The organism is Bacillus sp. T-10(2022) (genome assembly GCF_056502895.1).
The window spans coordinates 3,321,349-3,344,073 of sequence record NZ_CP113518.1 but is presented as its reverse complement, the minus strand read 5'-3'; the positions used below and the strand labels follow the sequence as shown (position 1 = coordinate 3,344,073).

24 protein-coding genes are annotated in these 22,725 nt (G+C 40.0%); 20 read left to right on the top strand and 4 right to left on the bottom strand.

Annotated elements, in window-relative coordinates; all coding sequences use genetic code 11:
• Positions 1 to 57: 57 nt before the first annotated feature.
• From OSJ91_RS16320 to OSJ91_RS16305, 4 genes are all read left to right on the top strand, one after another.
• A complete protein-coding gene (locus tag OSJ91_RS16320; protein WP_350299175.1) occupies positions 58 to 1,194 on the top strand; it encodes a conserved virulence factor C family protein in 1,137 nt (378 codons plus the stop codon).
• Positions 1,195 to 1,481: 287 nt separating this feature from the next.
• A complete protein-coding gene (gene ilvD, locus OSJ91_RS16315) occupies positions 1,482 to 3,167 on the top strand; it encodes a dihydroxy-acid dehydratase (RefSeq protein ID WP_396020428.1) in 1,686 nt (561 codons plus the stop codon).
• Positions 3,168 to 3,338: 171 nt separating this feature from the next.
• On the top strand, positions 3,339 to 3,773 hold the full coding sequence (locus OSJ91_RS16310; RefSeq protein ID WP_350299174.1) for a BrxA/BrxB family bacilliredoxin: 435 nt from the start codon (positions 3,339 to 3,341) through the stop codon (positions 3,771 to 3,773).
• Between the two features lie 71 nt (positions 3,774 to 3,844).
• Positions 3,845 to 4,624: a class I SAM-dependent methyltransferase gene (locus OSJ91_RS16305; RefSeq protein ID WP_485890060.1), complete on the top strand. Its 780-nt coding sequence runs from the start codon at positions 3,845 to 3,847 to the stop codon at positions 4,622 to 4,624.
• On the opposite strand, the gene ggt is transcribed toward OSJ91_RS16305, so the two are convergent.
• Positions 4,625 to 6,313, bottom strand: a complete 1,689-nt coding sequence (ggt, locus tag OSJ91_RS16300) for a gamma-glutamyltransferase (protein ID WP_350299172.1) — start codon at positions 6,311 to 6,313, stop codon at positions 4,625 to 4,627.
• Between the two features lie 447 nt (positions 6,314 to 6,760).
• Between ggt and OSJ91_RS16295 the strand changes: the two genes are divergently transcribed.
• Together OSJ91_RS16295 and OSJ91_RS16290 are read left to right on the top strand one after the other, a co-directional pair.
• Positions 6,761 to 7,378 carry a YpjP family protein gene (locus OSJ91_RS16295; RefSeq protein WP_350299171.1) on the top strand — a complete coding sequence of 206 codons (618 nt, stop codon included), beginning with the start codon at positions 6,761 to 6,763 and terminating at the stop codon, positions 7,376 to 7,378.
• Between the two features lie 201 nt (positions 7,379 to 7,579).
• Positions 7,580 to 8,344 carry a TerC family protein gene (locus tag OSJ91_RS16290; protein WP_350299170.1) on the top strand — a complete coding sequence of 255 codons (765 nt, stop codon included), beginning with the start codon at positions 7,580 to 7,582 and terminating at the stop codon, positions 8,342 to 8,344.
• A 389-nt stretch (positions 8,345 to 8,733) separates the two neighbouring features.
• On the opposite strand, the gene OSJ91_RS16285 is transcribed toward OSJ91_RS16290, so the two are convergent.
• Positions 8,734 to 8,976 (bottom strand): hypothetical protein, encoded by a 243-nt coding sequence (locus tag OSJ91_RS16285; protein WP_485890059.1) that lies wholly within the window; start codon positions 8,974 to 8,976, stop codon positions 8,734 to 8,736.
• 227 nt (positions 8,977 to 9,203) lie between these two features.
• Between OSJ91_RS16285 and OSJ91_RS16280 the strand changes: the two genes are divergently transcribed.
• The 11 genes from OSJ91_RS16280 to OSJ91_RS16230 all read left to right on the top strand — a co-directional run bounded on the left by OSJ91_RS16280 (position 9,204) and on the right by OSJ91_RS16230 (position 17,793).
• On the top strand, positions 9,204 to 9,914 hold the full coding sequence (locus OSJ91_RS16280; protein WP_485890058.1) for an anthrax toxin lethal factor-related metalloendopeptidase: 711 nt from the start codon (positions 9,204 to 9,206) through the stop codon (positions 9,912 to 9,914).
• A 57-nt stretch (positions 9,915 to 9,971) separates the two neighbouring features.
• Complete coding sequence (locus tag OSJ91_RS16275; RefSeq protein WP_350299167.1) at positions 9,972 to 10,766, top strand: thymidylate synthase; 795 nt, start codon at positions 9,972 to 9,974, stop codon at positions 10,764 to 10,766.
• A complete protein-coding gene (locus OSJ91_RS16270; protein WP_485890057.1) occupies positions 10,763 to 11,248 on the top strand; it encodes a dihydrofolate reductase in 486 nt (161 codons plus the stop codon). Before OSJ91_RS16275 ends, OSJ91_RS16270 begins: the two co-directional genes overlap by 4 nt.
• Before the next feature lie 150 nt (positions 11,249 to 11,398).
• Complete coding sequence (gene ilvA, locus OSJ91_RS16265; RefSeq protein ID WP_241590365.1) at positions 11,399 to 12,667, top strand: threonine ammonia-lyase IlvA; 1,269 nt, start codon at positions 11,399 to 11,401, stop codon at positions 12,665 to 12,667.
• Positions 12,668 to 12,861: 194 nt separating this feature from the next.
• The gene (gene tatA, locus OSJ91_RS16260; RefSeq protein WP_034307557.1) at positions 12,862 to 13,053 is read left to right on the top strand and encodes a twin-arginine translocase TatA/TatE family subunit; all 192 of its coding nucleotides are present in this window, start codon (positions 12,862 to 12,864) and stop codon (positions 13,051 to 13,053) included.
• Between the two features lie 84 nt (positions 13,054 to 13,137).
• The gene (tatC, locus tag OSJ91_RS16255; RefSeq protein WP_101225286.1) at positions 13,138 to 13,884 is read left to right on the top strand and encodes a twin-arginine translocase subunit TatC; all 747 of its coding nucleotides are present in this window, start codon (positions 13,138 to 13,140) and stop codon (positions 13,882 to 13,884) included.
• A gap of 137 nt (positions 13,885 to 14,021) precedes the next feature.
• Positions 14,022 to 14,285 carry a DUF2535 family protein gene (locus OSJ91_RS16250; protein ID WP_306804680.1) on the top strand — a complete coding sequence of 88 codons (264 nt, stop codon included), beginning with the start codon at positions 14,022 to 14,024 and terminating at the stop codon, positions 14,283 to 14,285.
• 229 nt (positions 14,286 to 14,514) lie between these two features.
• The gene (locus OSJ91_RS16245) at positions 14,515 to 15,357 is read left to right on the top strand and encodes a DegV family protein (protein ID WP_485891914.1); all 843 of its coding nucleotides are present in this window, start codon (positions 14,515 to 14,517) and stop codon (positions 15,355 to 15,357) included.
• A gap of 143 nt (positions 15,358 to 15,500) precedes the next feature.
• A complete protein-coding gene (locus OSJ91_RS16240) occupies positions 15,501 to 16,091 on the top strand; it encodes an SCO family protein (protein WP_485890056.1) in 591 nt (196 codons plus the stop codon).
• Between the two features lie 278 nt (positions 16,092 to 16,369).
• Positions 16,370 to 17,212, top strand: a complete 843-nt coding sequence (locus OSJ91_RS16235) for an SGNH/GDSL hydrolase family protein (RefSeq protein ID WP_350299163.1) — start codon at positions 16,370 to 16,372, stop codon at positions 17,210 to 17,212.
• On the top strand, positions 17,209 to 17,793 hold the full coding sequence (locus OSJ91_RS16230) for a YpmS family protein (RefSeq protein ID WP_350299162.1): 585 nt from the start codon (positions 17,209 to 17,211) through the stop codon (positions 17,791 to 17,793). Before OSJ91_RS16235 ends, OSJ91_RS16230 begins: the two co-directional genes overlap by 4 nt.
• A 54-nt stretch (positions 17,794 to 17,847) precedes the next feature.
• Here OSJ91_RS16230 and OSJ91_RS16225 read toward each other — a convergent pair whose 3' ends face one another.
• Positions 17,848 to 18,597, bottom strand: a complete 750-nt coding sequence (locus tag OSJ91_RS16225) for a DUF4397 domain-containing protein (RefSeq protein ID WP_485890055.1) — start codon at positions 18,595 to 18,597, stop codon at positions 17,848 to 17,850.
• Positions 18,598 to 18,785: 188 nt separating this feature from the next.
• Between OSJ91_RS16225 and msrB the strand changes: the two genes are divergently transcribed.
• Positions 18,786 to 19,745 carry a peptide-methionine (R)-S-oxide reductase MsrB gene (msrB, locus tag OSJ91_RS16220; protein ID WP_485890054.1) on the top strand — a complete coding sequence of 320 codons (960 nt, stop codon included), beginning with the start codon at positions 18,786 to 18,788 and terminating at the stop codon, positions 19,743 to 19,745.
• A gap of 51 nt (positions 19,746 to 19,796) precedes the next feature.
• On the opposite strand, the gene OSJ91_RS16215 is transcribed toward msrB, so the two are convergent.
• Entirely contained in the window at positions 19,797 to 20,885 is a 1,089-nt protein-coding gene (locus OSJ91_RS16215; protein WP_413018465.1) for an SGNH/GDSL hydrolase family protein, read from the bottom strand.
• A 305-nt stretch (positions 20,886 to 21,190) separates the two neighbouring features.
• Here OSJ91_RS16215 and OSJ91_RS16210 point away from each other — a divergent pair, with 305 nt between their 5' ends.
• Both OSJ91_RS16210 and OSJ91_RS16205 read left to right on the top strand, forming a co-directional pair.
• Complete coding sequence (locus OSJ91_RS16210; RefSeq protein ID WP_101225277.1) at positions 21,191 to 21,349, top strand: YjcZ family sporulation protein; 159 nt, start codon at positions 21,191 to 21,193, stop codon at positions 21,347 to 21,349.
• Between the two features lie 282 nt (positions 21,350 to 21,631).
• The gene (locus OSJ91_RS16205; protein ID WP_350299158.1) at positions 21,632 to 22,606 is read left to right on the top strand and encodes a S66 family peptidase; all 975 of its coding nucleotides are present in this window, start codon (positions 21,632 to 21,634) and stop codon (positions 22,604 to 22,606) included.
• Positions 22,607 to 22,725 lie beyond the last annotated feature (119 nt).

Below are 22,725 nucleotides of genomic sequence, written 5' to 3'. Positions count from 1 at the left end.
TTGCCGATGTGATAATATCTAGTACATGGAAACGTCTTGTAAAAGGAGAGAAATGCATTGAAAATTAAGTCGATAGAACCTACACCAAGTCCGAATACAATGAAAATCAATTTAACTGAAGAGCTATTAGCTGGTAAAAGCAATAATTATAAGAAAGATCAAGCTGATCAGGCACCCCAGCTGATCAAAGATTTATTTACGATCGAGGGAGTGAAAGGGGTATATCATGTTGCGGATTTCTTAGCCGTTGAGCGGAATGCGAAATATGATTGGAAAGATATCTTGGTCCAAATCCGTCAGGTTTTCGGGGAAAAAACCGAAGAACAAAATCAACAAACAACATTAAATGAACATTACGGAGAAGTAACTGTTGCCATTCAACAATTCAAGGGCATTCCGATGCAAATTAAAGCTAGTGATAGCTTACACGAAAAACGTTTTGCCTTACCGGAATATTTCATAAAGGGCATTGCAGCTGCCCAAAAAGAAGATGACAATGTAGTCCTGCTTCGAAAATGGAAGGATTATGGCGTAAGATATGGTGATATGGAAGATATCGTGAAGGAAGTATCGGACGAGCTGATTGCAGCTTATCCGGAAGAACGAATTAATCGGCTAGTAGCCGCTGCAAATGAAATGGTGGATACGAAGGAAGCATTTCTGAAACGGCCAAAAATTAAACTTACTGCAGAAATGCTGAATGACGAAAGCTGGGAAAAGCGTTATCAGGCTTTAGAACAAATGGAAGATCCAACGGTTGATGATATACCCGTATTGGACATGGCACTCTCCGACAGTAAGGTCTCCATTCGAAGGCTCGCGGTCGTATACTTGGGTATGATCGAGGATAGAAAAGTGCTCCCGAGCTTGTATAAAGCAATGAAAGATAAAAGTGCGGCCGTAAGACGAACGGCTGGTGATTGTTTATCAGATCTTGGCTTTGAAGAAGCGATGGGAGAAATGGCTCAATCACTTTCGGATAAAAATAAATTGGTTAGATGGAGGGCGGCGATGTTTTTATACGAAGTGGGAAATGAAACGACCCTCCCTTATCTTAAACAAGCGGAACAGGATCCTGAATTCGAAGTGGCCCTTCAGGTCAAGATGGCCATTGACCGTATAGAAAATGGGGAAGAAGCTAAAGGTTCGGTTTGGAAGCAAATGACAGAATCAAGGCAAGCGAATGACAAGTGATTTGGAATAACCCAGGCAAAAGGCATGCGGATGATTTAATCCGCATGCCTTTTTATTTTTGCGGGACATTTCCAGTCGTTTGACATAAGTTCCCCTCAGGGCGAATCCCAAAATATTAGTTTCTAAGATATAAAATTGATCTCTATTATTTTAGTAAAATGATTTTTGTAGATATTTAGTGTTGAATGGTTGCATTTGTATATAAATATGTTAGAATTTTTAGAGTATACTAAAAATTATATTATTCTGAATCATTAAACATTTAGTGGAAATTGGGGGTACAACAAATGTCTACATCAAATATGAGAAGTGACATGATTACAAAAGGGGTCGATCGAGCTCCACATAGAAGTCTGCTGCGGGCAGCAGGGGTTAAAGAAGAAGATTTCGGTAAACCGTTCATAGCGGTTTGTAATTCATACATCGATATCGTTCCAGGTCATGTCCACCTTCAGGAATTCGGAAAAATAGTGAAGGAAGCGATTCGCGAAGCGGGCGGTGTTCCTTTCGAATTTAATACGATCGGGGTAGACGATGGAATTGCAATGGGTCATATTGGTATGCGCTATTCCTTACCAAGCCGTGAAATCATCGCAGATTCCGTGGAAACTGTTGTATCGGCACATTGGTTTGACGGTATGGTGTGCATTCCAAACTGTGACAAGATAACGCCGGGAATGATGATGGGAGCACTTCGTGTCAATATTCCTACAATATTCGTAAGCGGCGGACCCATGAAAGCAGGTAAAGATAAAAATGGTAAATCTCTTTCATTAACATCCGTTTTTGAAGGGGTGGGTGCTTATCAAGCAGGTAATATCAATGAAGAGGATTTGCAGGAAATCGAGCAGGTTGCATGCCCTACTTGCGGTTCTTGTTCAGGAATGTTCACTGCAAACTCCATGAACTGCCTGGCTGAAGGATTGGGACTTGCGCTTCCGGGAAATGGAACGATTCTGGCGGTAGCCGAAGAACGTAAGGAATTCGTTAAGAAATCCGCTAAACAGTTGATGGAGATAATCAAACAGGATATCAAGCCTCGTGATATCGTAACGATTGATGCAATTGATAACGCATTTGCATTGGATATGGCGATGGGCGGTTCGACCAACACCGTTCTTCATACACTTGCATTGGCACATGAAGCAGGTTTTGAATATCCGATGGAACGCATAAATGAAATAGCTAACCGCGTACCGCATCTAGCGAAAATCGCACCGGCATCCGATTATCATATTGAAGATGTACATAATGCCGGTGGTGTAAGTGCCGTCATTAATGAGTTACTCAAAAAACCAGGTGCCTTTAATGGAGATTGCCTTTCTGTATCAGGTAAAACGCTCCGCGAAAATGTTGCAGGTTGTGAAATATTGGACAAGGATGTAATCCATCCATTGGATAATCCGCATTCTGAGCGTGGCGGGCTTGCGGTATTGTTCGGTAACCTTGCTCCTCAAGGCTCCATCGTAAAAGTGGGCGCCGTTGACGCATCAGTTGGTGGCTACCACAGGGGTCCTGCCATTTGTTTCGATTCCCAGGAAGATGCACTTTCCGGGATCATTACCGGAAAGGTTAAGGAAGGGGATGTAGTGGTTATTCGTTACGAAGGGCCTAAAGGTGGGCCGGGTATGCCGGAAATGTTGGCACCAACTTCCCAAATCGTCGGGAGGGGACTTGGAGCGAAAGTCGGTTTGATCACTGATGGCCGCTTTTCAGGCGCATCTCGAGGCATCAGCATTGGTCATATATCCCCTGAAGCAGCTGAGGGAGGCCCGATTGCCTTTGTTGAAGATGGTGATATCATCGAATTGGATTTGAATAATCGCAAAATCCAATTGGAAATTTCCGATGAAGAATTCGAAAAACGCAAAGCGAATTGGAAGGGCTTCGAGTCAAAAGTCAGGACAGGCTATTTAGCACGTTATTCCAAACTTGTAACGAATGCCAGCTCAGGCGGAGTGATGAAAGTTTAAGTTAAAAGGAAGACTAAAACATGGTGGCAGAATGAAAGTGGATTCTGTCACCATGTCTCTTTGTGAGGAACAATGAATTTCACAACTCTTTAAGCGTCATTTTTGCATATGCACTTAACAATATAGTATGATTACTCTAATTGAAGAAATGTAACCAAGGGGGTTTTTTTTATGTCGATGGCATATGATGAATATATGAAACAAATGGTGAAACCAATGCGTGCGGAACTGGTGCAAGCAGGTTTTGATGAGTTGGAATCCGCTGAAGCGGTTGAAAGTTTTATGGAATCGGTAGAAGGTACGACACTAGTGGTCGTGAATTCCGTTTGCGGCTGTGCTGCCGGGTTAGCCCGTCCAGCTGCTACTCAAGCCGTACTGCAAGCAGACAATAAGCCAGATCATTTAGTAACTGTATTTGCCGGCCAAGATAAGGAAGCGACTGCTAAAATGCGGGAATACTTCGATGGAATAGAACCTTCTTCACCATCAATGGCTCTTTTAAAGGGCAACGAGGTCGTACATTTCATTCCACGCCATGATATAGAAGGACAGCCAATGGAAGCTATCATGGAAAATTTATTGGCAGCGTTCAATCAAGTAAAATAAGTGATAAAGCGGAATGTCCTGGAAACAGGGCATTCTTTTCAAATTTAAGAGAGTATGAAGGGGTAGGATTCATGTTTGTCACAACAGTAGGAAGAGCCGATAAAGAAACGATGATATTAGCAAAAGGGTTAGCTGAAGAATTACATATCCCCTTTATAGCCCGAAGAAAACGATCGGTGAGAGATATCCAAGCGGAACAGGGTGAAGATGATTGCCTTGTTTTTGGTAAAAAGCGGATGGAGTTATATCGATACCAGGAAAAAGAACCATTCTTTTTTCACCCGAACCTAGCGATGATCCGTATAAAAAGAATAATGCGCGGAGAGAGTGATCCATTTCTCATTGCCGGAGATATAAATGAAGGGAACTCTGTGCTTGATTGTACCTTGGGTTTGGGCTCTGATGCGATTGTCGCAAGTTTCAAAGTGGGTGAACATGGACAGGTTGTCGCACTGGAAGGAAATCATTATTTGGCCTTGCTCGTGGAACATGGGATGAAGACATGGGAGGATGCAGAAGAAACGATGATTTCTGCGATGAGAAGAATAGAGGTCATGCAAGGTGATCATTACGAAATTTTGAAAACATTGCCTGATAATCATTTTGATGTCGTATATTTCGATCCCATGTTTGAAGAAACGATTCAAGAATCGAATGGGATCAGGGGACTGACTCATTTTGCGGAAGGTAAGGATTTATCTGTGGAAATAATGAAAGAAGCCAAGCGGGTTGCGCGAAAGAGAGTCGTGTTGAAAGACCATTTTCGCAGCTCCCGCTTTGAGGAATTTGGATTTGACGTAATAAAGAGAAAAACATCCAAATTTCATTTTGGCTTCATTTCCATTCAGTGATCAGGATTTATAATCTGTTTCGTCCAGGCCCATGGCACAGCCTTCTCGGCTTGAATCGGCAGCACCATAGTTAGAGCCATCAGGGTTGATTTGAATCGCTTGGACATTCCCTATGGAGTGGGGAACTTCATTAAAGGCGAAGCCCATTGATTCCAAGTGGCCTTTGCTGGTCATATCAATTCCTGGTTCCCATTCAATATGAGGGCCCATTGGAGTGAAAATTCTAGGTTCTTCGATGGCTGCTTTCAAATCCATTTTCATATCGAGTACATTGATGATCGTTTGCACGACTGAACTGATGATGGTTGGTCCTCCAGGTGAACCCAGCGTCAAGATCGGCTCGCCGTCTTTAAAGATGATGGTCGGGCTTTTACAGCTGACTGGGCGTTTATTGGGCTGCACTTCATTCATGCCGCCTGGAATGGAATCAAAATCAGTCAGTTCGTTATTCAGCATGAAACCATAGTCGGAAACCATGATGCCTGAACCGAATGGATGTTCCACTGTAGACGTGCATGCTGCGATATTCCCCCATCTGTCACGGACGGTGAAGTGTGTGGTTTCACTGATATCCTCTTCATTAGGCTGTGGAATGACTTCCCTTTGCTTCACTGAATCATAAATCCAAGGGTTTCCGAAGTCAATGGCATTATTTCTTGTTTTGAAATTAATGAATGAACGGCGTTTAGCTATATACTCATCATGCATGAGACCCGTCAATGGCAATTCGGCAAATTCGGGATCAGCGAGAAATGCCTTTTTGTCTGTAAATGCCAGACGCATCGCTTCTGCTATTAAATAATATTTTTCCCAAGAACGGACGTCATATTGTTCTATATGGAAGCTCTCCAATATTTTCAGGATTTGGATGACCGTGAATCCGCCAGCACTTGGGGCATTTGATGACGCAATTAGATAATCCTTATAAGTCCCATACATTGGTACATCGATTGTAGCTTTATAGTCCTTTAAATCAGAAAGCTCCATGAACCCTCCAAGCTCCTGAATACAGGAAATGATGCCTTCTCCGATTTCACCTTCATAAAAAGCGGAAATTCCTTCACGTTGTAAGATCCGATAGGTATTCGCCAGTTTTTCTTTTATTAGCAAATCGCCATCCTGATAGGGTTTTCCGTTTGGCATGAAGAACTTACGCGCTTCATCGCCCAATCGATATTCAAAATTTTTAAGAGCGTCGCAAAGAACCCAATTGACGGGAACTCCTTTTTCTGCAAATTCAATGGATGGTTCGATGAGGTCCGCTAATGGCTTACTGCCATTTTCAGCGAGTGCTTCATCCATAGCTTTCAGTATTCCGGGTATGCCTACCGCTGTGGCTTTGATTGATCTTTCTTTAAATGGGATGACTTCCCCTTTTTCATCAAGAAACATGTCTCGATGTGCGGCTTTAGGTGCTCTTACATGGCCATCGTATATTTTCGTTTCTTTATCTTTAGCGTTATATACCATTAGGAAACCACTTCCGCCGATACCGGTCATCATGGGCTCCACAATATTCAGGGCAAATTGGATGGCGACCGCCGCATCGACAGCATTTCCACCTTCACGTAATATTTTTTCCCCTATGGAGGTGGCTACCGGATGAGCTGTAACGACCATTCCGGCGTCCCCTTTAGCTGTTTCCCTTTTGTAATCCTTATCTTTAATGATCTCATTGTTGTTTTCCAAAATAATTCCTCCATTATTCAGTCCTTTTATCTGCCAAAAGGTAAGGCTTATGTTTGAATGAAAAGAAAACCTTGTCATTGTAGAAGAATGACAAGGAGATTTTTCGTAGGTATTCATTTATTCTTAATCAGCAAATGATAAATATACGAAAAATGCTAATGTTACAAGACATAAAGCCACCATGGCAGTCGAAGCCATATAAGACCCCTCCTTAAAAAGACTTGAATCTAATTAAGTTCTCCAAAAATCGTCAAAATCCTTCATTTAAATGTAAATTTATTGATATTTAATAAAAAAGTACGGGTTCATTTCGAGTTCATAAACTTTATATAGGTATTTATCCTTTTTTTTGATTTTTAAAACATGGGTAACTATATATTCGTAATTACCAAAAAATAAAAGTATACTAAATATAAAGACAATACAAAAAAGGAGGGGGAGTGTGATTTGAAAGCGGCGGTTTGGTTCAGGAAAAGTCTCGTCATTTTAGTATCCGTTTTGACGTTTGGTCTTGTCACTCCTTCAGATCTGGCGTGGCTTGCGGAAGCCGATTCGTTAAAGGATACTAAAAAAGGGTTAGTGGAAGAAGAGGGATTATCCTATCTTCCTTCGCAAAATTCAACTGAACTGGAAGAGGAATTCAACCGGGAAGAATTTTTATCGGGCATAATGAATAAGGCAGAGGAAAACGCATTTGTGAAATTTGGCGATAAGATCAATCCTAAAATTGGTGATGAGTTCAAAATTGCCATATTACCAAAAATCGAAGAAGCCATTACCGAAATGGCTGCCCAATTTCCAGATGGAAAATTACAGCAATTAACCATCACTGAGCAGCCGAGTGCGGGCAGGGCCGAAAAAATCTTTCATATTTATGATTCAAACAGCGGCAAGGATATCATCAGATTCCATGTCAGGCAGGAAAACCCTCCACTGGAAGGGTATTGGTTCGATTTTCATTATCATACCCATCATGATTCATTTGCCACCCATTATAATATAGGGAAAATATATTGGGATAAAAATACGCCGCCAGAGTGGACGAGTAAACAAAGGATCTCATAGCGGTTGGTTTCGTTGATTTTATGTAAGTGTAAGAGTATGATGAAAATGAATTGAATTTCTAATAGCATCGAAATGATACGTTGTCATGCAACGTATTTATTTTGTGTTGAAATATAAGTAGAGTTTTTATAATAACGGGGAACAATGTTATTTTAAAAGGTTTTCTAATTTTGCTGTTATAGTAGCAGAGGAGTCTTTATCATGTCAGAGTTGTTAAATAATATCATGCAAACGTATGCGCAGTTTTTTGACTGGCATATGTGGGTGGAGGTTTTATCCGACCCGGTGAGCTGGGGGTTGATTGGAACGCTCGTATTAATGGAAGGGTTGCTATCAGCGGACAACGCTTTGGTATTAGCTGTAATGGTCAGGCACCTTCCGGAAAAACAACGGAAAAAAGCACTTTTTTACGGTTTATTAGGTGCTTACGCTTTTAGATTTATAGCGATTGGAATCGGTGTTTTCCTCATTAAGCTTTGGTGGGTGAAGGTGATTGGAGCCGCCTATCTTGGTTGGCTCTCATTTAAATACTTTAGGGATAAAAGAAAAAAACAAGCTGATGAAGATATTCAGGGAATGAGTAAAAACAGCATACTGATCCGTATGTTTGGTACCTTATGGGGAACGGTTGCGGCAGTGGAATTGATGGATATAGCATTTTCCGTCGATAGTGTCTTGGCCGCATTCGGGGTGAGTGAAAAAGTCTGGGTGCTTTTGACAGGCGGAATGATCGGTGTTTTGATGATGCGGGGAGTGGCGGGATTATTTCTAAAATTGATAGATAAGGTTCCTGAATTGGAAACTGCCGCATATGTCCTCATCGGATTCATTGCTATAAAAATGTTATTGGCCGTTGCAAGGATAGAAATTCCGCCGGCGATCTTTTTTGCCTTTATTTTGCTGATTTTCGGCACCACGATCATATTCCATTTGAAGAAAGGGAAAAAGCTCAAGGAACATGGTTGAGCACTAATTAAAAAAGCTGTCATCTAAAATGATGGCAGCTTTTTGTCGCAAAAGTTTCAGATGGTATATCCCGAAGCTCTTTTAAGATTTTTTGTTCTTAATTAGACTTCCCCAATTACGAATATTACCATTTCTTGATCTTTCCATAAAAAAGCTCATATTTAAAACAAAGTTGATTGGTGCGGGTGTGCGAGACTTCTGCGGGAAAAGCGAGTCCAGGGGAGACCCCGCAGTCGCAAAGGCGCCGAGGAGGCTCCCGGACCGCCCGCGGAAAGCGAGTGCCTGGAGCGGAAATCAACGTCTAAATTGTACACCTATAAAAAAACTGTAGGCAAACTCGATTTTCATCGAGGTTGCCTACCCGTTTGAAGCTGACATCAAATACGATGTCAGCTTTTATTTTGGAAAATATCAAGTATTTGAAAAAGGGCTGTAAATGTTGTGAAAAAAAGAAATGGCAATAAAAAGTTAAGCCAAAGTGAAGACAGTAGCGGATGCAGCAGTATGCCAAATAAGATGGAGAACAGAAAAAGGTCGAGAATGATGAACACTCTTAAACTGTAAATATCAAGCACTTCTTCAGCAAGTTCACGGTGCTCATTCAAGATGGCTTTTTTATTATTGGTTTCCATGCGATCACCTTAAACCTTTTACGATTATATACTGTTGATATATGAAAAGTGCGGATCAATGGTTCTTCTAATGATGAATGTGCAACCCAAATTACCAAAAAAACATAGAGTTTTTACATTAGGGCAATATGTTATACTAATATAATAGTATCAAAGGTTTAGAGCATTTAAATAACATATATTTACTTAACATAAATGAGGAATGGATGAAGAAGGGGGAGAAGCGTGTGAAAAGGAAGAAATGGTTATCCATACTTGCATTATTTGTCTTTTCATTCTCAATGCTCTCCTATTCATTAGCGAAGGATGAAGGGGTGAAATGGCGGAATTTACCCAAAGATAATCTTTTAAGACAAGCTGAACTTTTTAAAGGCAATAAAGAATTGCAACGAATATTTTTATTTCCAGAAGAGGAGTACGATGAAAGGGAAGCACTTAAAATTGCTGGTACCATTAATAAACTGCCTCATTCACTCTTGGTGAAAACTGCTGAAAGTGGTGTGAGGATCAAACTATTCGCTGGTGATTTAACAGAAAATCAATCCGCGGCAAAATTAAAGGGGAAGACCCCGCGTGGTTATTTGAATAAAGAAACAACTTGGGATGATGTGCCTGGTATGGGCGGATCACATACGGTATTGGTTAAAATCGGGGCAAGTGACAAGGGCAACGGGCATGGCTCCGTTAATTTGGAACTGCATGAGCTGGGGCATTCAATTGATAATATAGTGTTTGATGGAATCCGTGAAGACATGGATTATTTGAAGATTTGGGGTAAGGAAGTGGATGGGCTGTTTCCAGGGATTACGTATTTTTCCAATTACCCTGAGGAATACTTTGCAGAAACGTTTGCCATGTTTTATGTGAACGATGAACAAAATCAATTGCTTAGACAAAAAGCACCCAAGACTTATAATTTTATTAAACAATTAGATTAAACATTGGGCAATAATACGTTAAAATAAGGAGAATGAAAGTAGAAAAGGTGGTTTATCATGAAGCAATATTTAGATTTATGTAAGCATGTACTCGAAAATGGAACGCAAAAGGGTGATCGTACGGGAACAGGAACGATCAGTACCTTTGGATATCAAATGAGATTCAATTTAAAAGATGGATTCCCTGTACTAACAACGAAAAAGGTTAGTTTAAAAGCGATTATCCATGAACTATTGTGGTTTTTGAAGGGTGATACGAACGTTGGCTACCTTCAGGAAAATAGCGTGCGCATCTGGAATGAATGGGCTGATGAAAAGGGAGAATTAGGTCCGATTTATGGTCATCAATGGCGTTCTTGGGGAACGGCTGATGGAAGGCAAATCGATCAAATCAGTGAATTGATTGAACAAATCAAAACGAATCCAAATTCAAGAAGGCTGATAGTCAGTGCTTGGAATGTTGGTGAACTGGACGAAATGGCCTTGCCGCCTTGTCATGCTTTCTTTCAATTCTATGTCGCTGATGGCAAGCTTTCATGCCAGCTATACCAACGTTCAGCGGACGTCTTTTTAGGTGTTCCTTTTAATATAGCTTCATATGCGCTTTTAACGATGATGATCGCCCAAGTGTGTGATTTGGAAGTTGGCGAATTTGTACATACTTTCGGGGATGTCCACATCTACTCTAACCACCTTGAACAAGTGGAACTGCAGTTGACTCGTGATCCCAAACCATTGCCAATCATGAAAATCAATCCGGATGTGAAAAATATCTTTGATTTTAGCTTCGACGACTTCGTTTTGGAAAATTACGAAGCCCATCCCCATATAAAAGGTGAGGTTAGCATATGATATCATTGATAGTGGCTATGGATCAAAATCGTGTGATAGGTAATAACAATAAACTGCCGTGGCATTTACCGGCAGATTTGCAGTATTTTAAAAAAGTGACGATGGGCCATCCGATCGTCATGGGCCGAAAAACATTTGAATCGATTGGCAGGGTCCTGCCTGGCCGCGAAAATGTCATCGTTACCCGTAATCAGGATTTTAAAGCGGAAGGCTGCGTAGTGTTACATGATATAGCAGAAATCAAAACGTTTGCAGATAACCGAGATGAGGAAGTCTTCGTGATTGGCGGAGCTGAAATCTTCAAGGAAATCCTTCCTTTTACCGACCGCTTGTATATAACGGAAATCCATGAAACCTTTGAAGGTGATACTTTCTTTCCCGTGATTGATGAAAATGAATGGGATAAAATCTCTTCAAACCCAGGCAGCATCGATGAAAAAAATCGATATGCCCATGATTTTATTATTCTGCAAAAAAAATAAAGTGCTAATCCGATTATGGGGAAATGACCATAATCGGGTTTTTTTTGGTATGAAACAAACAAAAGAAAGAATTTTTAGAAAAATCAATTACATTAATAACAGTAAAGTGCTATAATGATTGAATTCATTAGGAAGGAATGAGGGATTGTTATGAATCAGACTGCATCTAAGAATAGGGGGATTCAATTGGAAGATATTCTAATTGCCTATAGAGAACTGAAAGAAATCGTTTTGCATACTCCTTTACAAAAAAATCAGAGACTCTCTGAAAAATATGATTGTAATGTTTATTTAAAACGTGAGGACTTACAACACGTACGTTCCTTTAAATTAAGAGGGGCTTACTATAAAATGAAAAGCCTGACCGCTGAAGAGACGAAGAATGGAGTGGTTTGTGCCAGTGCAGGAAACCATGCACAGGGAGTGGCGTTTTCCTGCAGCCAATTGGGTATCCACGGGAAAATTTATATGCCTGCTACAACTCCAAGGCAAAAAGTCGATCAAGTTCAGCTATTCGGCAGGGATAATGTGGAAATCATCCTTATCGGGGATACATTCGATGATGCATTTGCCATGGCGATGGAATGCTGTGAAAAAGAAGGCCGTTCCTTTATCCATCCATTTGACGATGAAAAGGTAATCGCCGGGCAGGGTACAACGGCTGTAGAAATCCTGAATGATTGTGAAGATGGAATCGATTATGTATTTGCTGCTATGGGCGGTGGCGGTTTAATGGCTGGAGTATCAAGTTATTTCAAATCGGTTTCCCCAAAAACGAAATGCATTGGAGTGGAGCCGCAAGGTGCTGCTTCGATGGAATACTCCTTCAAGGAAGGAAAAGTTTCTGAACTTGAAAACATAGATACATTCGTTGACGGAGCAGCTGTCAAGTGTGTGGGACAGTTGACATATCAGCTTTGTAAAGAAAACCTGGAAGATATCATTGTCGTCCCTCCAGGCCAAATCTGTACGACGATTCTCGATTTATATAATCAGCATGCGATCGTAGCTGAACCGGCAGGAGCTATATCTGTAGCCGCGTTGGATTTATATAAAGAACAAATCAAAGGCAAAACGGTTGTTTGCATGGTCAGTGGAGGAAATAACGACATTGGGCGTATGCAGGAAATTAAGGAGAAATCCTTATTATATGAAGGGCTGCTTTATTACTTCATCGTGAATTTTCCGCAACGTGCTGGAGCTTTAAGGGAATTCCTTGATGAGGTGTTAGGACCGAATGACGATATAAGCCGTTTTGAATATACGAAGAAAAATAATAAAGAAAGCGGGCCGGCACTGGTTGGTATTGAGCTAAAAGATAAAAATGATTATGAAGGGCTCATTCAAAGGATGAACAAGAAAGGATTCTCTTTTGTAGAGGTCAATAAAGACAGTAATTTATTTCACTTATTGATTTAATCATGGACAAAATGTTAAATTAGGATAGAATAATACCTATGTTTTTACATTTTATTCTGCCGGCCCAGTCGTATATGGGCATACTGTCGATAATTGTTACCATTCTATGACGAATTGCCAGTTCCCTTTCAATTGGTTGGAAATGGTATTATAATCGGAGTAGGTCTAATTACAACACCAAAGGGGATGTATCCATGTCGAACATTGGAGTACCTGGTCTAATTCTCATCTTAATATTGGCATTAATTATCTTTGGTCCTAAGAAACTTCCAGAAATTGGCCGTGCTTTTGGACAAACGCTTCGTGAGTTTAAAAAATCCACTAGTGATTTAACAAAAGGTGATTATGAAGAAGATAAGAAGCTGCAACAAAAAAATCATGAATGATTGAATGCTGGGCGTAAGATGGAATCGTCTTGCGCCTTTATGCTGGAACAAGATACGGATTTTCAGATGAAGGCGTGATCAACTTTGGAAGATAAAGAATTAAATATCATCGATCATCTCGATGAATTGAGAAAACGGCTCATCATTACAGCTGTTGCTTTTGTCATCTTTTTTATCGCCAGTTTTATTTATGTTGAGGAGATTTATAATTGGTTCGTGAAGGATCTCGATTTTGAACTGATGGTATTGGGACCGAGCGATATAATCTGGATTTACTTTATGCTTGCAGGTGTTGTAGCCATTGCGGCAACGATACCGGTAATTGCCCTGCAAATCTGGTTATTCGTTAAACCCGCTTTGATGCCAAATGAAGTAAGGGCGACCCTTGCCTATATTCCGGCACTTTTCCTGCTTTTTATCGGAGGGCTTGCTTTCGGTTATTTTGTCATCTTCCCGACCATTCTTCAATTTTTGATTGAATTGGGCGATGGGATGTTCATAACCAGTTTTACAGCGGATAAGTACTTTTCATTCGTATTTAATATGACGATACCTTTTGCTGTTTTATTCGAGCTTCCCGTCGTTACCATGTTTTTGACCTCCCTTGGCATAATTAATCCTTATGTGCTTCAAAAGTTAAGGAAGTATGCATACTTTGTACTGGTTGTCATAGCGATATCGATTACGCCGCCTGACTTTATGTCAGACTTTATGGTGATGGTTCCGCTGCTGTTATTATATGAAATCAGTATTTCTTTATCTAAAGTCGTCTATAAACGAAGGGTGAAACGTGAAAGCTTGCGGGAAGGCACCTACGAGGAAGGTTTATAAAAAGAGGTCCATAAAGGCATTTTGCCCTTTATGGGTCTTTTTTTTTGTGAAAGTCAATCTGATTTGTCTGTTTTTTTACACATTTGAATATTTATACTTTTGGATTTATTGTGTATAATGTAAGCAATCGGTGAAAAATGAGGATTGATATTTTGATGTTCAAATGCTTGGAATTCAAAGATTGTTTTGGACATAAGGTCACAATTTCAGAAATACCTGTCTTACTGCCTAGTGATCCGAATTTTTTTATGTTGACCGTGCGTTTGGAAGTATTTGTAAAGAAGGTTTTTGCCAATAAAGATCATAAAGAAAATTACTCATTTAAGCATTATTTAGCATCCGTACTCAAATGGCCCGTTTATAACAAGCTTTTTTTTGGAAGTTTACTAAATAATGCTTAATGCGGATTGTTCCATAGCTAACTTCTCCGTTAAAAGAGATGACACGAATGCCATGTAATACGAATAAATCGGCATGTGTTCAAGTTAGCTCATGGGACGGTCTTTTTTTTTGCGATCATTTCAAAAGACTAGTATCACTTCACTTGAAAAAAAAAGAAAACCTTTGGTTTGAATGCGTACCTTGAATAGGTATAATACAATAGATATGTTAATTTAGGGATGTGTAATGATGAATAAAGTAAAGATAGTAACAGACTCGACAGTAGATATGACACCTGAGGAACTGGAATTTTATGATATTACAATGGTCCCTTTATCGATTTTTATAGATGGGGAGACTTTTTTGGATAAGGTTGAAATCGAACAAGAAGAATTCCTGAAAAGAATGAACCAGTCAAAAGAACTGCCAAAAAGCTCACAACCAGCCATAGGTACCTTTGTGGAGGTATATGATGAACTAGGAAAAGACGGCAGCGAGATTATATCCATACATATGACAGGTGGCATGAGCGGCACAGTTCGCTCAGCGGAAAGCGCAGCAAGCATGTCCGAAACGAAGGTTACCGTTCTTGATTCGAAATTCATTTCAAAAGCGATGTCATTCCAGGTGATCGAGGCAGCGAAGATGGCGAAGGAAGGGAAATCCGTAGCTGAAATAATTGATCGACTGGAACATATTAAAAAGCAGTCAAGTTTAATCATTGTCATAGAAACACTTGATAACCTCGTTAAGGGTGGAAGGATTGGCAAAGTTTCTGCTTTTATCGGTTCATTGCTGCACATAAAGCCGATTGCACTTCTTGATGATGGTGTACTGAATCCTGTATCCAAAGCTAGGAGCCAGTCACAGGTCGTGAAGTTCATCATCAAGAAATTCAAAGAAGATACTCAGGGCAAAAAGATTAGAGGCATTGGTTTTGTACATGCGAATGGCCTTGAAATAGCGGATAAGGTCCGCCACGCCATTGCAGACTTAACAGGATATCAAGACATAAAGATAGAAGCAACGACTGCCGTTGTCAGTACCCATACAGGTGAAGGCGCCATGGCGATCATGTATTATTGGGACTGATAAGGATATACCATATGAAACTGCGGTTTTGTCACTTTTACAATTGCCTTTAATTCGTAGAAATAGTTGCTGTTCTCATTTCAAATGGTCTGTTAGAATAAATGAAGTAACAGAATATTTTATACATAAAGGACGGGGTAGAGATGAGAAAGCTGCAATTGCTTATGGCAGCTATGGGAGCATCGATTTTATTGCTGTTGACAGCATGCGGTTCCAATGGAGTACCTGATGCCAAAAATTGGGACCTTGAAGATTTCAGTTATATCAATCAGGAGGGGAAACCTTTCTCAAAAAGCGATCTAAAAGGAAAGGTTTGGGTAGCTGATTTTATATTCACAAGCTGTGAGACGGTCTGTCTCCCAATGACTTCGAATATGACGAAGCTGCAGCAGCAATTGAAAGATGAAGGTATTAAAGATGTAGAGTTCGTTTCATTTTCAGTGGACCCGGAAATTGACAAACCTGATGTTTTAAAAAAGTTTGGTGACCAATTTAATGTGGATTACGGCAACTGGCACTTTCTGACCGGTTATGGACAGGAAGAAATCGAGCAGTTTGCATTGGATAACTTTAAAACAATCGTCAAAAAACCAGAAGCAGAAGATCAGGTGATTCATGGGACCAGTTTTTTTCTGATTGATCAAGAAGGAAAGATCATCATGGATTATACAGGTCTGCAGGATATTCCGTTTGATGAAATCATTAAGCATATTAAAATTTTACAGAATTATTGAACAGGTTAAATGACCTGTTCTTTCTGTTTTCATCCATCCTTTTTTATAGAGCTTTAACGTTAATGAAAATGAGCAATAAGTTTTTGAAGAAACAGCGGTAGTGAAGAATGATTTTACATGCTCAGTACATGCTAATTTTTATAGGACTAGCTTTAATTCACTGCATTTTTCATATTGTATAGTAAGGAATGCTCAATTCCGGAAGTACAATGAAGGTATATTGTTTGCAATCTTTCGTTTTCTGCATGATATAATATATGGGTAGGAAGGTGAGGGTCATGAGGTACAAAATCACCTGTCTTTTCATATGCCTAGTTTGGATTTCAGGCTGCAGCCAAAGTGAAACAGCCTCAAATCAGCCATCTGTTCAGCAGAAAAGCATAGTTGAGCTGAGTAAAAAGGAAACCATTCCTGCCAGCTTTTTTCCGGACCCAGTGAAAATCGTATCGATTGGCGACTCCTTGACTCAAGGTGTCGGTGATAGTAAAGATAATGGCGGGTATCTGCCTTATTTACAAAATAAGCTGGAAAAAGAACCATCGATTACTTCAGTTGAGATGATTAATCATGGCATACGTGGAAATAGGACCGACCAACTATTGAAAAGACTGGATAAGACTAGGATTAAAGAAGACATAAAGCAAGCTGACTCGATTGTCGTCACAATCGGTGGAAATGATATCATGAAGGTCTTTAAACAGAATTTCTCCAACTTGGAGCTGAATCAGTTTGAATCGGCAAAAATAGGGTATGAAAAAAGATTAAGGCAGATACTTGATAAGGTTCGTTCCGAAAATGATTCTGCGCAAATTTACCTTGTAGGCGTCTATAATCCATTTTCCAAATGGTTCGGAGATTTTTATGAACTTGATATGATCATGAATGATTGGAATGAAAGTGGAAAAGAGATCATTGAAGAATATGATTCAGCCTATTTTATTGAAATAGCAGACATTTTCGAGAATTCCGAAGAAGATTTGCTGTATGCCGAGGATTATTTTCACCCAAATGACCGCGGATATGAATTAATCGCGACAAGAATCTATAATGATATGGATATTACCACTATCGGAAAGGACACATTGGAAGCGAGTGCCAAAGGAGATGATGACCAAGAATGACAAATGTCAAATGGAAGACTTTGTTTATTTCCCTATTAGCCCTAAACATCCTGGTCATCTTGTTTGTAACGATTTTAGTTAATCTGCCGACTAAAGATAAAGATCTGATACCCAAAGTAAGCCATGAAGAAGATATCCAATTTCAAATTCACACGAATCGGGAAGATTTGACAAGATTAATCAACCAGTATCTGGATAAAGAGGGGTTGACGGGATCCATTCACTACGAAGTGTATTTAACGGATGAGGTGGAGCTATACGGAACAATGCCATTTTTCAACCGTGAAGTGGAAATGAAATTGACTTTTGAACCAATTGCCCAAAAGAATGGGGATTTGATTCTTAAGCAAAAATCAATTGAAGTCGGTAAAATGAACCTTCCTGTTTCATATGTAATGAATTTAATTAATGAGCGTTATAATATGCCGGATTGGGTTAGCATCAGTCCCAATGACGAAAGTATTTATGTGTCATTACAGGATATGGAACTGAAAAGCGATATTAGGGTTAAGGCGAATGAATTCGATCTAAAAAATGATGATATTTCATTTTTATTGACCATCCCATCATCATTACAGTGATAGTGAATAGATGGATAAAAAACCAGGATCGATGCATCCTGGTTTTTTATCCATTTATGGAGATAGCGTTAAGGTTTCTAGTGAGGATGACTGCCGATTCGAACCAATTAAATAAATGGTTGTGGGAGTATTTACTTGGAAGGCTTTGTTTGGCAAAGGGAGTGCGATCTCTTTTGTCCCAGCTATCCGCACTTCGAAGTCTACTATCATGGGATGTATATTAAGATATTCGCTTGCTTTCCTGAAATGGAGTTGATCAAAAACGACATCTCCATTTTTGACGGCAATATCCACCGAGAGTAAATCATGTGAAAGCTGGATGAATCGTACCTTTGCTTCATTTGGAGGAACAAATGGATCATCTTCGAAAGATAACATGTTCAATGATTCATTAGCCAGGGCAGATGCAAGAGCAATGGTATAGAAAGTCCCGCTTTCGAGTGTCACTTTACAGCTTAAAAGGGGTAAGGCGCTTTGTCCGCTGCGGTATATTTCCAATGGGTACTTGCCAGTGGGGAATGGTAAATAACCATTGTTCTCTTTATATGAGAAATTTTTAAGAATACGCATTTCATTTACATAAACATCAAATGAGGGAGCTGTTGGAGCAGCATGTAAAAAGCGTACTTGTGCAGGCAGCAGGGCATTCATTTGTTCATATTCCAATTGTTGTGTTGATTTTTCGAGACTTTTCAAATGTTTTTGGTAATAATAATCATGCAATTGCGGATCGCTGTTTTTGTAATAAGACGATAGTAAATCATATCTTAGAGATTTTTGTGAATATGATTGTTTATCGCTCATTTCCGACACCTCTCATTTTTCCAGTATGTTATTATTATATGTTGTCATGCTTGGGCGTGTGTCTCCCGTTTAAAAAGAGGAGAGACGATTTTTCTTAAAAAGGGTCGATCGGCATATTATTTTACAGGGTCATATAAAAGCGTTAAAATTCATTCAATGGATTGTTTGTAAAAAAGGAGGATTTTCATTTGACAAAGCAGTTAGAGAAGGCAACATTCGCAGGCGGATGTTTCTGGTGCATGGTGAAACCGTTCGATGAACAGCCTGGCATCGAATCCGTTATCTCCGGCTATACGGGCGGGACTACGGAAAACCCTACGTACAAAGAAGTTTGCTCCGAAACCACGGGTCATTATGAAGCAGTTCAAATAACCTTTGATCCAAGCGTATATCCATATGAGGAGATAATCGAGTTATTCTGGCAGCAAATTGACCCGACAGATGCTGGCGGGCAATTTTATGACCGGGGAAGTTCTTATCAAACGGCCATTTTTTATCATGACGAAAACCAACGTGAAATTGCAGAAGCATCCAAAGCTAAGCTGCAGGCAAGCGGGAAATTTTCAAGACCGATCGTAACGCCGATTATACCGGCCAAAACGTTTTATCCAGCCGAGACATACCACCAGCATTATTATAAAAAGCAACCTGAGCATTATGAAAGATATTCGATTGGTTCAGGAAGGAAAGCATTTATACAACATCACTGGGGGGAAAAAATGAAAAGTAAAGAAGAATTAAAACAGAAACTCACTCCGATTCAATATGAAGTCACACAAAATAATGGAACGGAACCAGCCTTTAACAATGAATATTGGAACTTGAAGGAGGAAGGATTATATGTGGATATCGTTTCAGGAAATCCTCTTTTCACTTCAAAGGAAAAGTTCGATTCAGGCTGCGGTTGGCCAAGCTTCACTAAACCGCTTAAAGAAGAGGAAGTAGTGGAAAACCTCGATACGAGTTATGGTATGAGAAGGATAGAGGTTCGCTCAAAAACTGCCGATTCTCATCTGGGTCATGTTTTCAATGATGGGCCGGGACCGTCGGGATTACGCTATTGCATCAATTCTGCATCATTAAGGTTCATCCCGCTCCAAGATCTTGAAAAAGAAGGATACGGAGAATACAAAAAGCTGTTTGATTGAATGCAAAACCCCCTATCAGCTAATGATAGGGGGTTATTTATTGGGTAATATTCAATCTGTGATGATGGACGCGATCCGGACATATGGAATGGTGGTAAGTTCCATTGCTTTAGTCCTGCCAGTCACCTCAAAACGGACAGTATGTGAACCGGGACGGAGCCCATTTGTGATAAATAAATATCTTTCACGGGCAAATGGCCACCACGTATTTAAAGTCGTGATTTCATTTCCGTCAATCCATACATTCACTTCCCCGCCATCAGGACTTCTAAGCAGTTTCACACCAAGCATACTTCCTTTGAAGGTATATTCAATCACACTGCCCTTTTCACTGCTAGTGAAATAGCCACCCCTTGGACGGAAACCGCTCATTTTTCCATAGTGGTCAATTTCAGATAATTCAAATCCAGAACGGGCATGCAGCTTAGATGGAAGGCCTGCTACAGTCTTTTCCCGTTTGATGTTATCCAGGAACCGTTCATAAATTGCATCAGCATATAATTTATAACCCAGCCCATTTGGATGAATCAAATCTCTTGTCAGCTGTTTTTCCGTATATCCTGAATCCTTGAATATAGGTCGCATATCCACATTGGTTGCACCGTAATGTTTGGATAAAAGTCCGATGGCTGACGCAAATTCATCATATTTCAAGGAACTCTCTGTTATTGTGAATAATTCAGCATTAGGGTGGAGCCGTTTCGCCTTTCTCATTAATGCTTCATATGTCATGGTAAAATCATCGACATTCATATATTTGCGATCATTCTCACCAAAAACGAAGAAAATCAGATCTTTGTGATCATGCTCCCTTTTTTGGGAAAGCTTGAATAGGCCTTCAAAAGCAGTGGCTCCGCTTTGGACCACGTAGTCACCGTGTAAAGAAATATCATTGGCTTCATTCATCTTATTTTCTAACTGGTTGAACCATGTTAGATCAGGCTTTTCAGCTCCCGACCCTCTTCCGATACTGTCACCAATGACGAGATATTGAATGGGCTGGCCTGATTGGAATTTTTGATAAACATTTATCGAATCATCTGATCCATATGTTTTAGGGACTTTTTGAAGGATATAGCTGATTAGAAGGATCGTGGCGATTGCAGCGAAAGGGATGAAGGATTTTGCGTTCGTTTTCAATTATGTTCCCCCGTATTGCCTTTTATGTATCCATGTAGGTATGAGATAGCTTAAAGAGGCTAAGAATTGTTTTTCCTTATTATATCCCAATTTTAACGTAACACAATAAATATGAAACGTTTTTTTTGACATTTTTCATGGTTACTTGCGGTATTACAGCCATTGAATGAATAACGGTGAAGATGGTGTTGCTTGAAGTTTTTTCTTAAATTCAGAAAAATAGGCAAATGCACAGACCAAGGCGGGCGTATTGACATATGGTAAGGTGTAAAGAGAAATAAGAATTCTAAAAGGAGTGAAACTTAATGTACGGATATGGTGGAAATGTTGCAGGACCAGGATTCGGTTATGGTGGCGGTGGATACGGCGGCGGCGGCGGTTGCTGCGGATTTGGATCAGGCTTCGCATTAATCGTTGTCTTGTTCATTCTTTTGATTATCATCGGCGCTTCATTCTGCTGCTAATACAATAACCTAAAGACCAGCTGATAAAGCTGGTTTTTTCTTTATGTAAGGAATGTGGGTGGACCTTTTTAAATTCCATGGTTGTCGACTGAAAAGGCAGGTTAAATCCAAGTTGGACAGGCGATACATAACCAATCTTATTTCCAATCCTGATACCGGCATGGCCAATTTGCAAGAAAATAACTTGTGTGAAGGACATACCATAAAGGTTCTGGGTTTTTCTTTGTTCACCATTTCTGCTAAAATAACGACAGAATGTAATTAATTTAGGGGGATAAAGATATGAAACCTTCCCGTTTACAAGCAGGGGATGAAATTCGCGTAATTGCTCCTTCAAGAAGCTTGGCGATTGTCAAAGGGGAACAACGCAGATTGGCAGAAGAAAGGTTGACTGACCTTGGTTTTAAAGTGACATATGGTGAAACGGCTTTGTTCCATGATGACTTTTTCTCGAATTCGATCGAAGACCGGATCGAGGATTTGCATGAGGCGTTCAGGGATCCAAATGTGAAGGGGATTTTTACAGCCATCGGGGGGTATAACGCTAACCAATTGTTACGGTATATCGACTATGATTTGATTAAGGAAAATCCAAAAGTGTTGATGGGTTATAGTGATATAACCGCAATTTTATTGGCCATTTATAATAAAACAGGTTTAACTACATATTCAGGTCCTCATTTCTCGACGTTCGGGATGAAGGCTGGTCTGGAATATACGATGGAATATTTTAAAAAGGCTGTAATTGAAAGTGCAGGCTTTTATCTTGAGCCAAGTGAAACGTGGAGTGATGATTCCTGGCATTTAGAACAGGATGACCGAACTTTCCACCCGAATGGTGGATATATGGTCATTCAGGAAGGTGAAGCGGCTGGGACAATCATTGGAGGTAATCTTTGTACACTCAATCTATTACAAGGGACAGAGTTCATGCCATCTTTAAAGGACAGTATCCTTTTCATAGAAGATGACGAAGAAAGCCACCCATTCAGTTTTGACCGGGATTTACAATCCTTGCTCCATCAGCCAGGTGCAAGTGGGATTAAAGGAATCGTCATCGGCCGTTTCCAAAAGGATTCAGGAATGACTGAATATGCCTTGCAGGAAATCATCACCTCCAAAAAGGAGATAAATGGCATACCTGTGATCGCAAATGCCAACTTCGGTCATGTCCATCCATTTGTAACGGTGCCGGTTGGTTCAAAAGCAGTAATGAAGGTGAAGAACGGAAAAGCGACGATCCAGATCCTTTCATGACATATTATGAAGACGCCGTTCAAAAAGTGGACGGTGTCTTAATCTGTTCGGAAATGTATGAATATATTTTGCATTCTGGTGTATTTTAGGAATCTTTCCTCTTGTAAGCCCTGGAAATT

What these genes read in the sequence shown, in the direction of transcription:
- ilvD (WP_396020428.1), top strand. Translation starts at nt 1,482, where the DNA reads ATGTCTACATCAAATATGAGAAGTGACATGATTACAAAAGGGGTCGAT.
- OSJ91_RS16310 (WP_350299174.1), top strand. Translation starts at nt 3,339, where the DNA reads ATGTCGATGGCATATGATGAATATATGAAACAAATGGTGAAACCAATG.
- OSJ91_RS16305 (WP_485890060.1), top strand. Translation starts at nt 3,845, where the DNA reads ATGTTTGTCACAACAGTAGGAAGAGCCGATAAAGAAACGATGATATTA.
- OSJ91_RS16290 (WP_350299170.1), top strand. Translation starts at nt 7,580, where the DNA reads ATGTCAGAGTTGTTAAATAATATCATGCAAACGTATGCGCAGTTTTTT.
- OSJ91_RS16285 (WP_485890059.1), bottom strand. Translation starts at nt 8,976, where the DNA reads ATGGAAACCAATAATAAAAAAGCCATCTTGAATGAGCACCGTGAACTT.
- OSJ91_RS16275 (WP_350299167.1), top strand. Translation starts at nt 9,972, where the DNA reads ATGAAGCAATATTTAGATTTATGTAAGCATGTACTCGAAAATGGAACG.
- OSJ91_RS16270 (WP_485890057.1), top strand. Translation starts at nt 10,763, where the DNA reads ATGATATCATTGATAGTGGCTATGGATCAAAATCGTGTGATAGGTAAT.
- ilvA (WP_241590365.1), top strand. Translation starts at nt 11,399, where the DNA reads ATGAATCAGACTGCATCTAAGAATAGGGGGATTCAATTGGAAGATATT.
- tatA (WP_034307557.1), top strand. Translation starts at nt 12,862, where the DNA reads ATGTCGAACATTGGAGTACCTGGTCTAATTCTCATCTTAATATTGGCA.
- OSJ91_RS16250 (WP_306804680.1), top strand. Translation starts at nt 14,022, where the DNA reads ATGAGGATTGATATTTTGATGTTCAAATGCTTGGAATTCAAAGATTGT.
- OSJ91_RS16245 (WP_485891914.1), top strand. Translation starts at nt 14,515, where the DNA reads ATGAATAAAGTAAAGATAGTAACAGACTCGACAGTAGATATGACACCT.
- OSJ91_RS16240 (WP_485890056.1), top strand. Translation starts at nt 15,501, where the DNA reads ATGAGAAAGCTGCAATTGCTTATGGCAGCTATGGGAGCATCGATTTTA.
- OSJ91_RS16235 (WP_350299163.1), top strand. Translation starts at nt 16,370, where the DNA reads ATGAGGTACAAAATCACCTGTCTTTTCATATGCCTAGTTTGGATTTCA.
- OSJ91_RS16230 (WP_350299162.1), top strand. Translation starts at nt 17,209, where the DNA reads ATGACAAATGTCAAATGGAAGACTTTGTTTATTTCCCTATTAGCCCTA.
- OSJ91_RS16225 (WP_485890055.1), bottom strand. Translation starts at nt 18,597, where the DNA reads ATGAGCGATAAACAATCATATTCACAAAAATCTCTAAGATATGATTTA.
- OSJ91_RS16210 (WP_101225277.1), top strand. Translation starts at nt 21,191, where the DNA reads ATGTACGGATATGGTGGAAATGTTGCAGGACCAGGATTCGGTTATGGT.
- OSJ91_RS16205 (WP_350299158.1), top strand. Translation starts at nt 21,632, where the DNA reads ATGAAACCTTCCCGTTTACAAGCAGGGGATGAAATTCGCGTAATTGCT.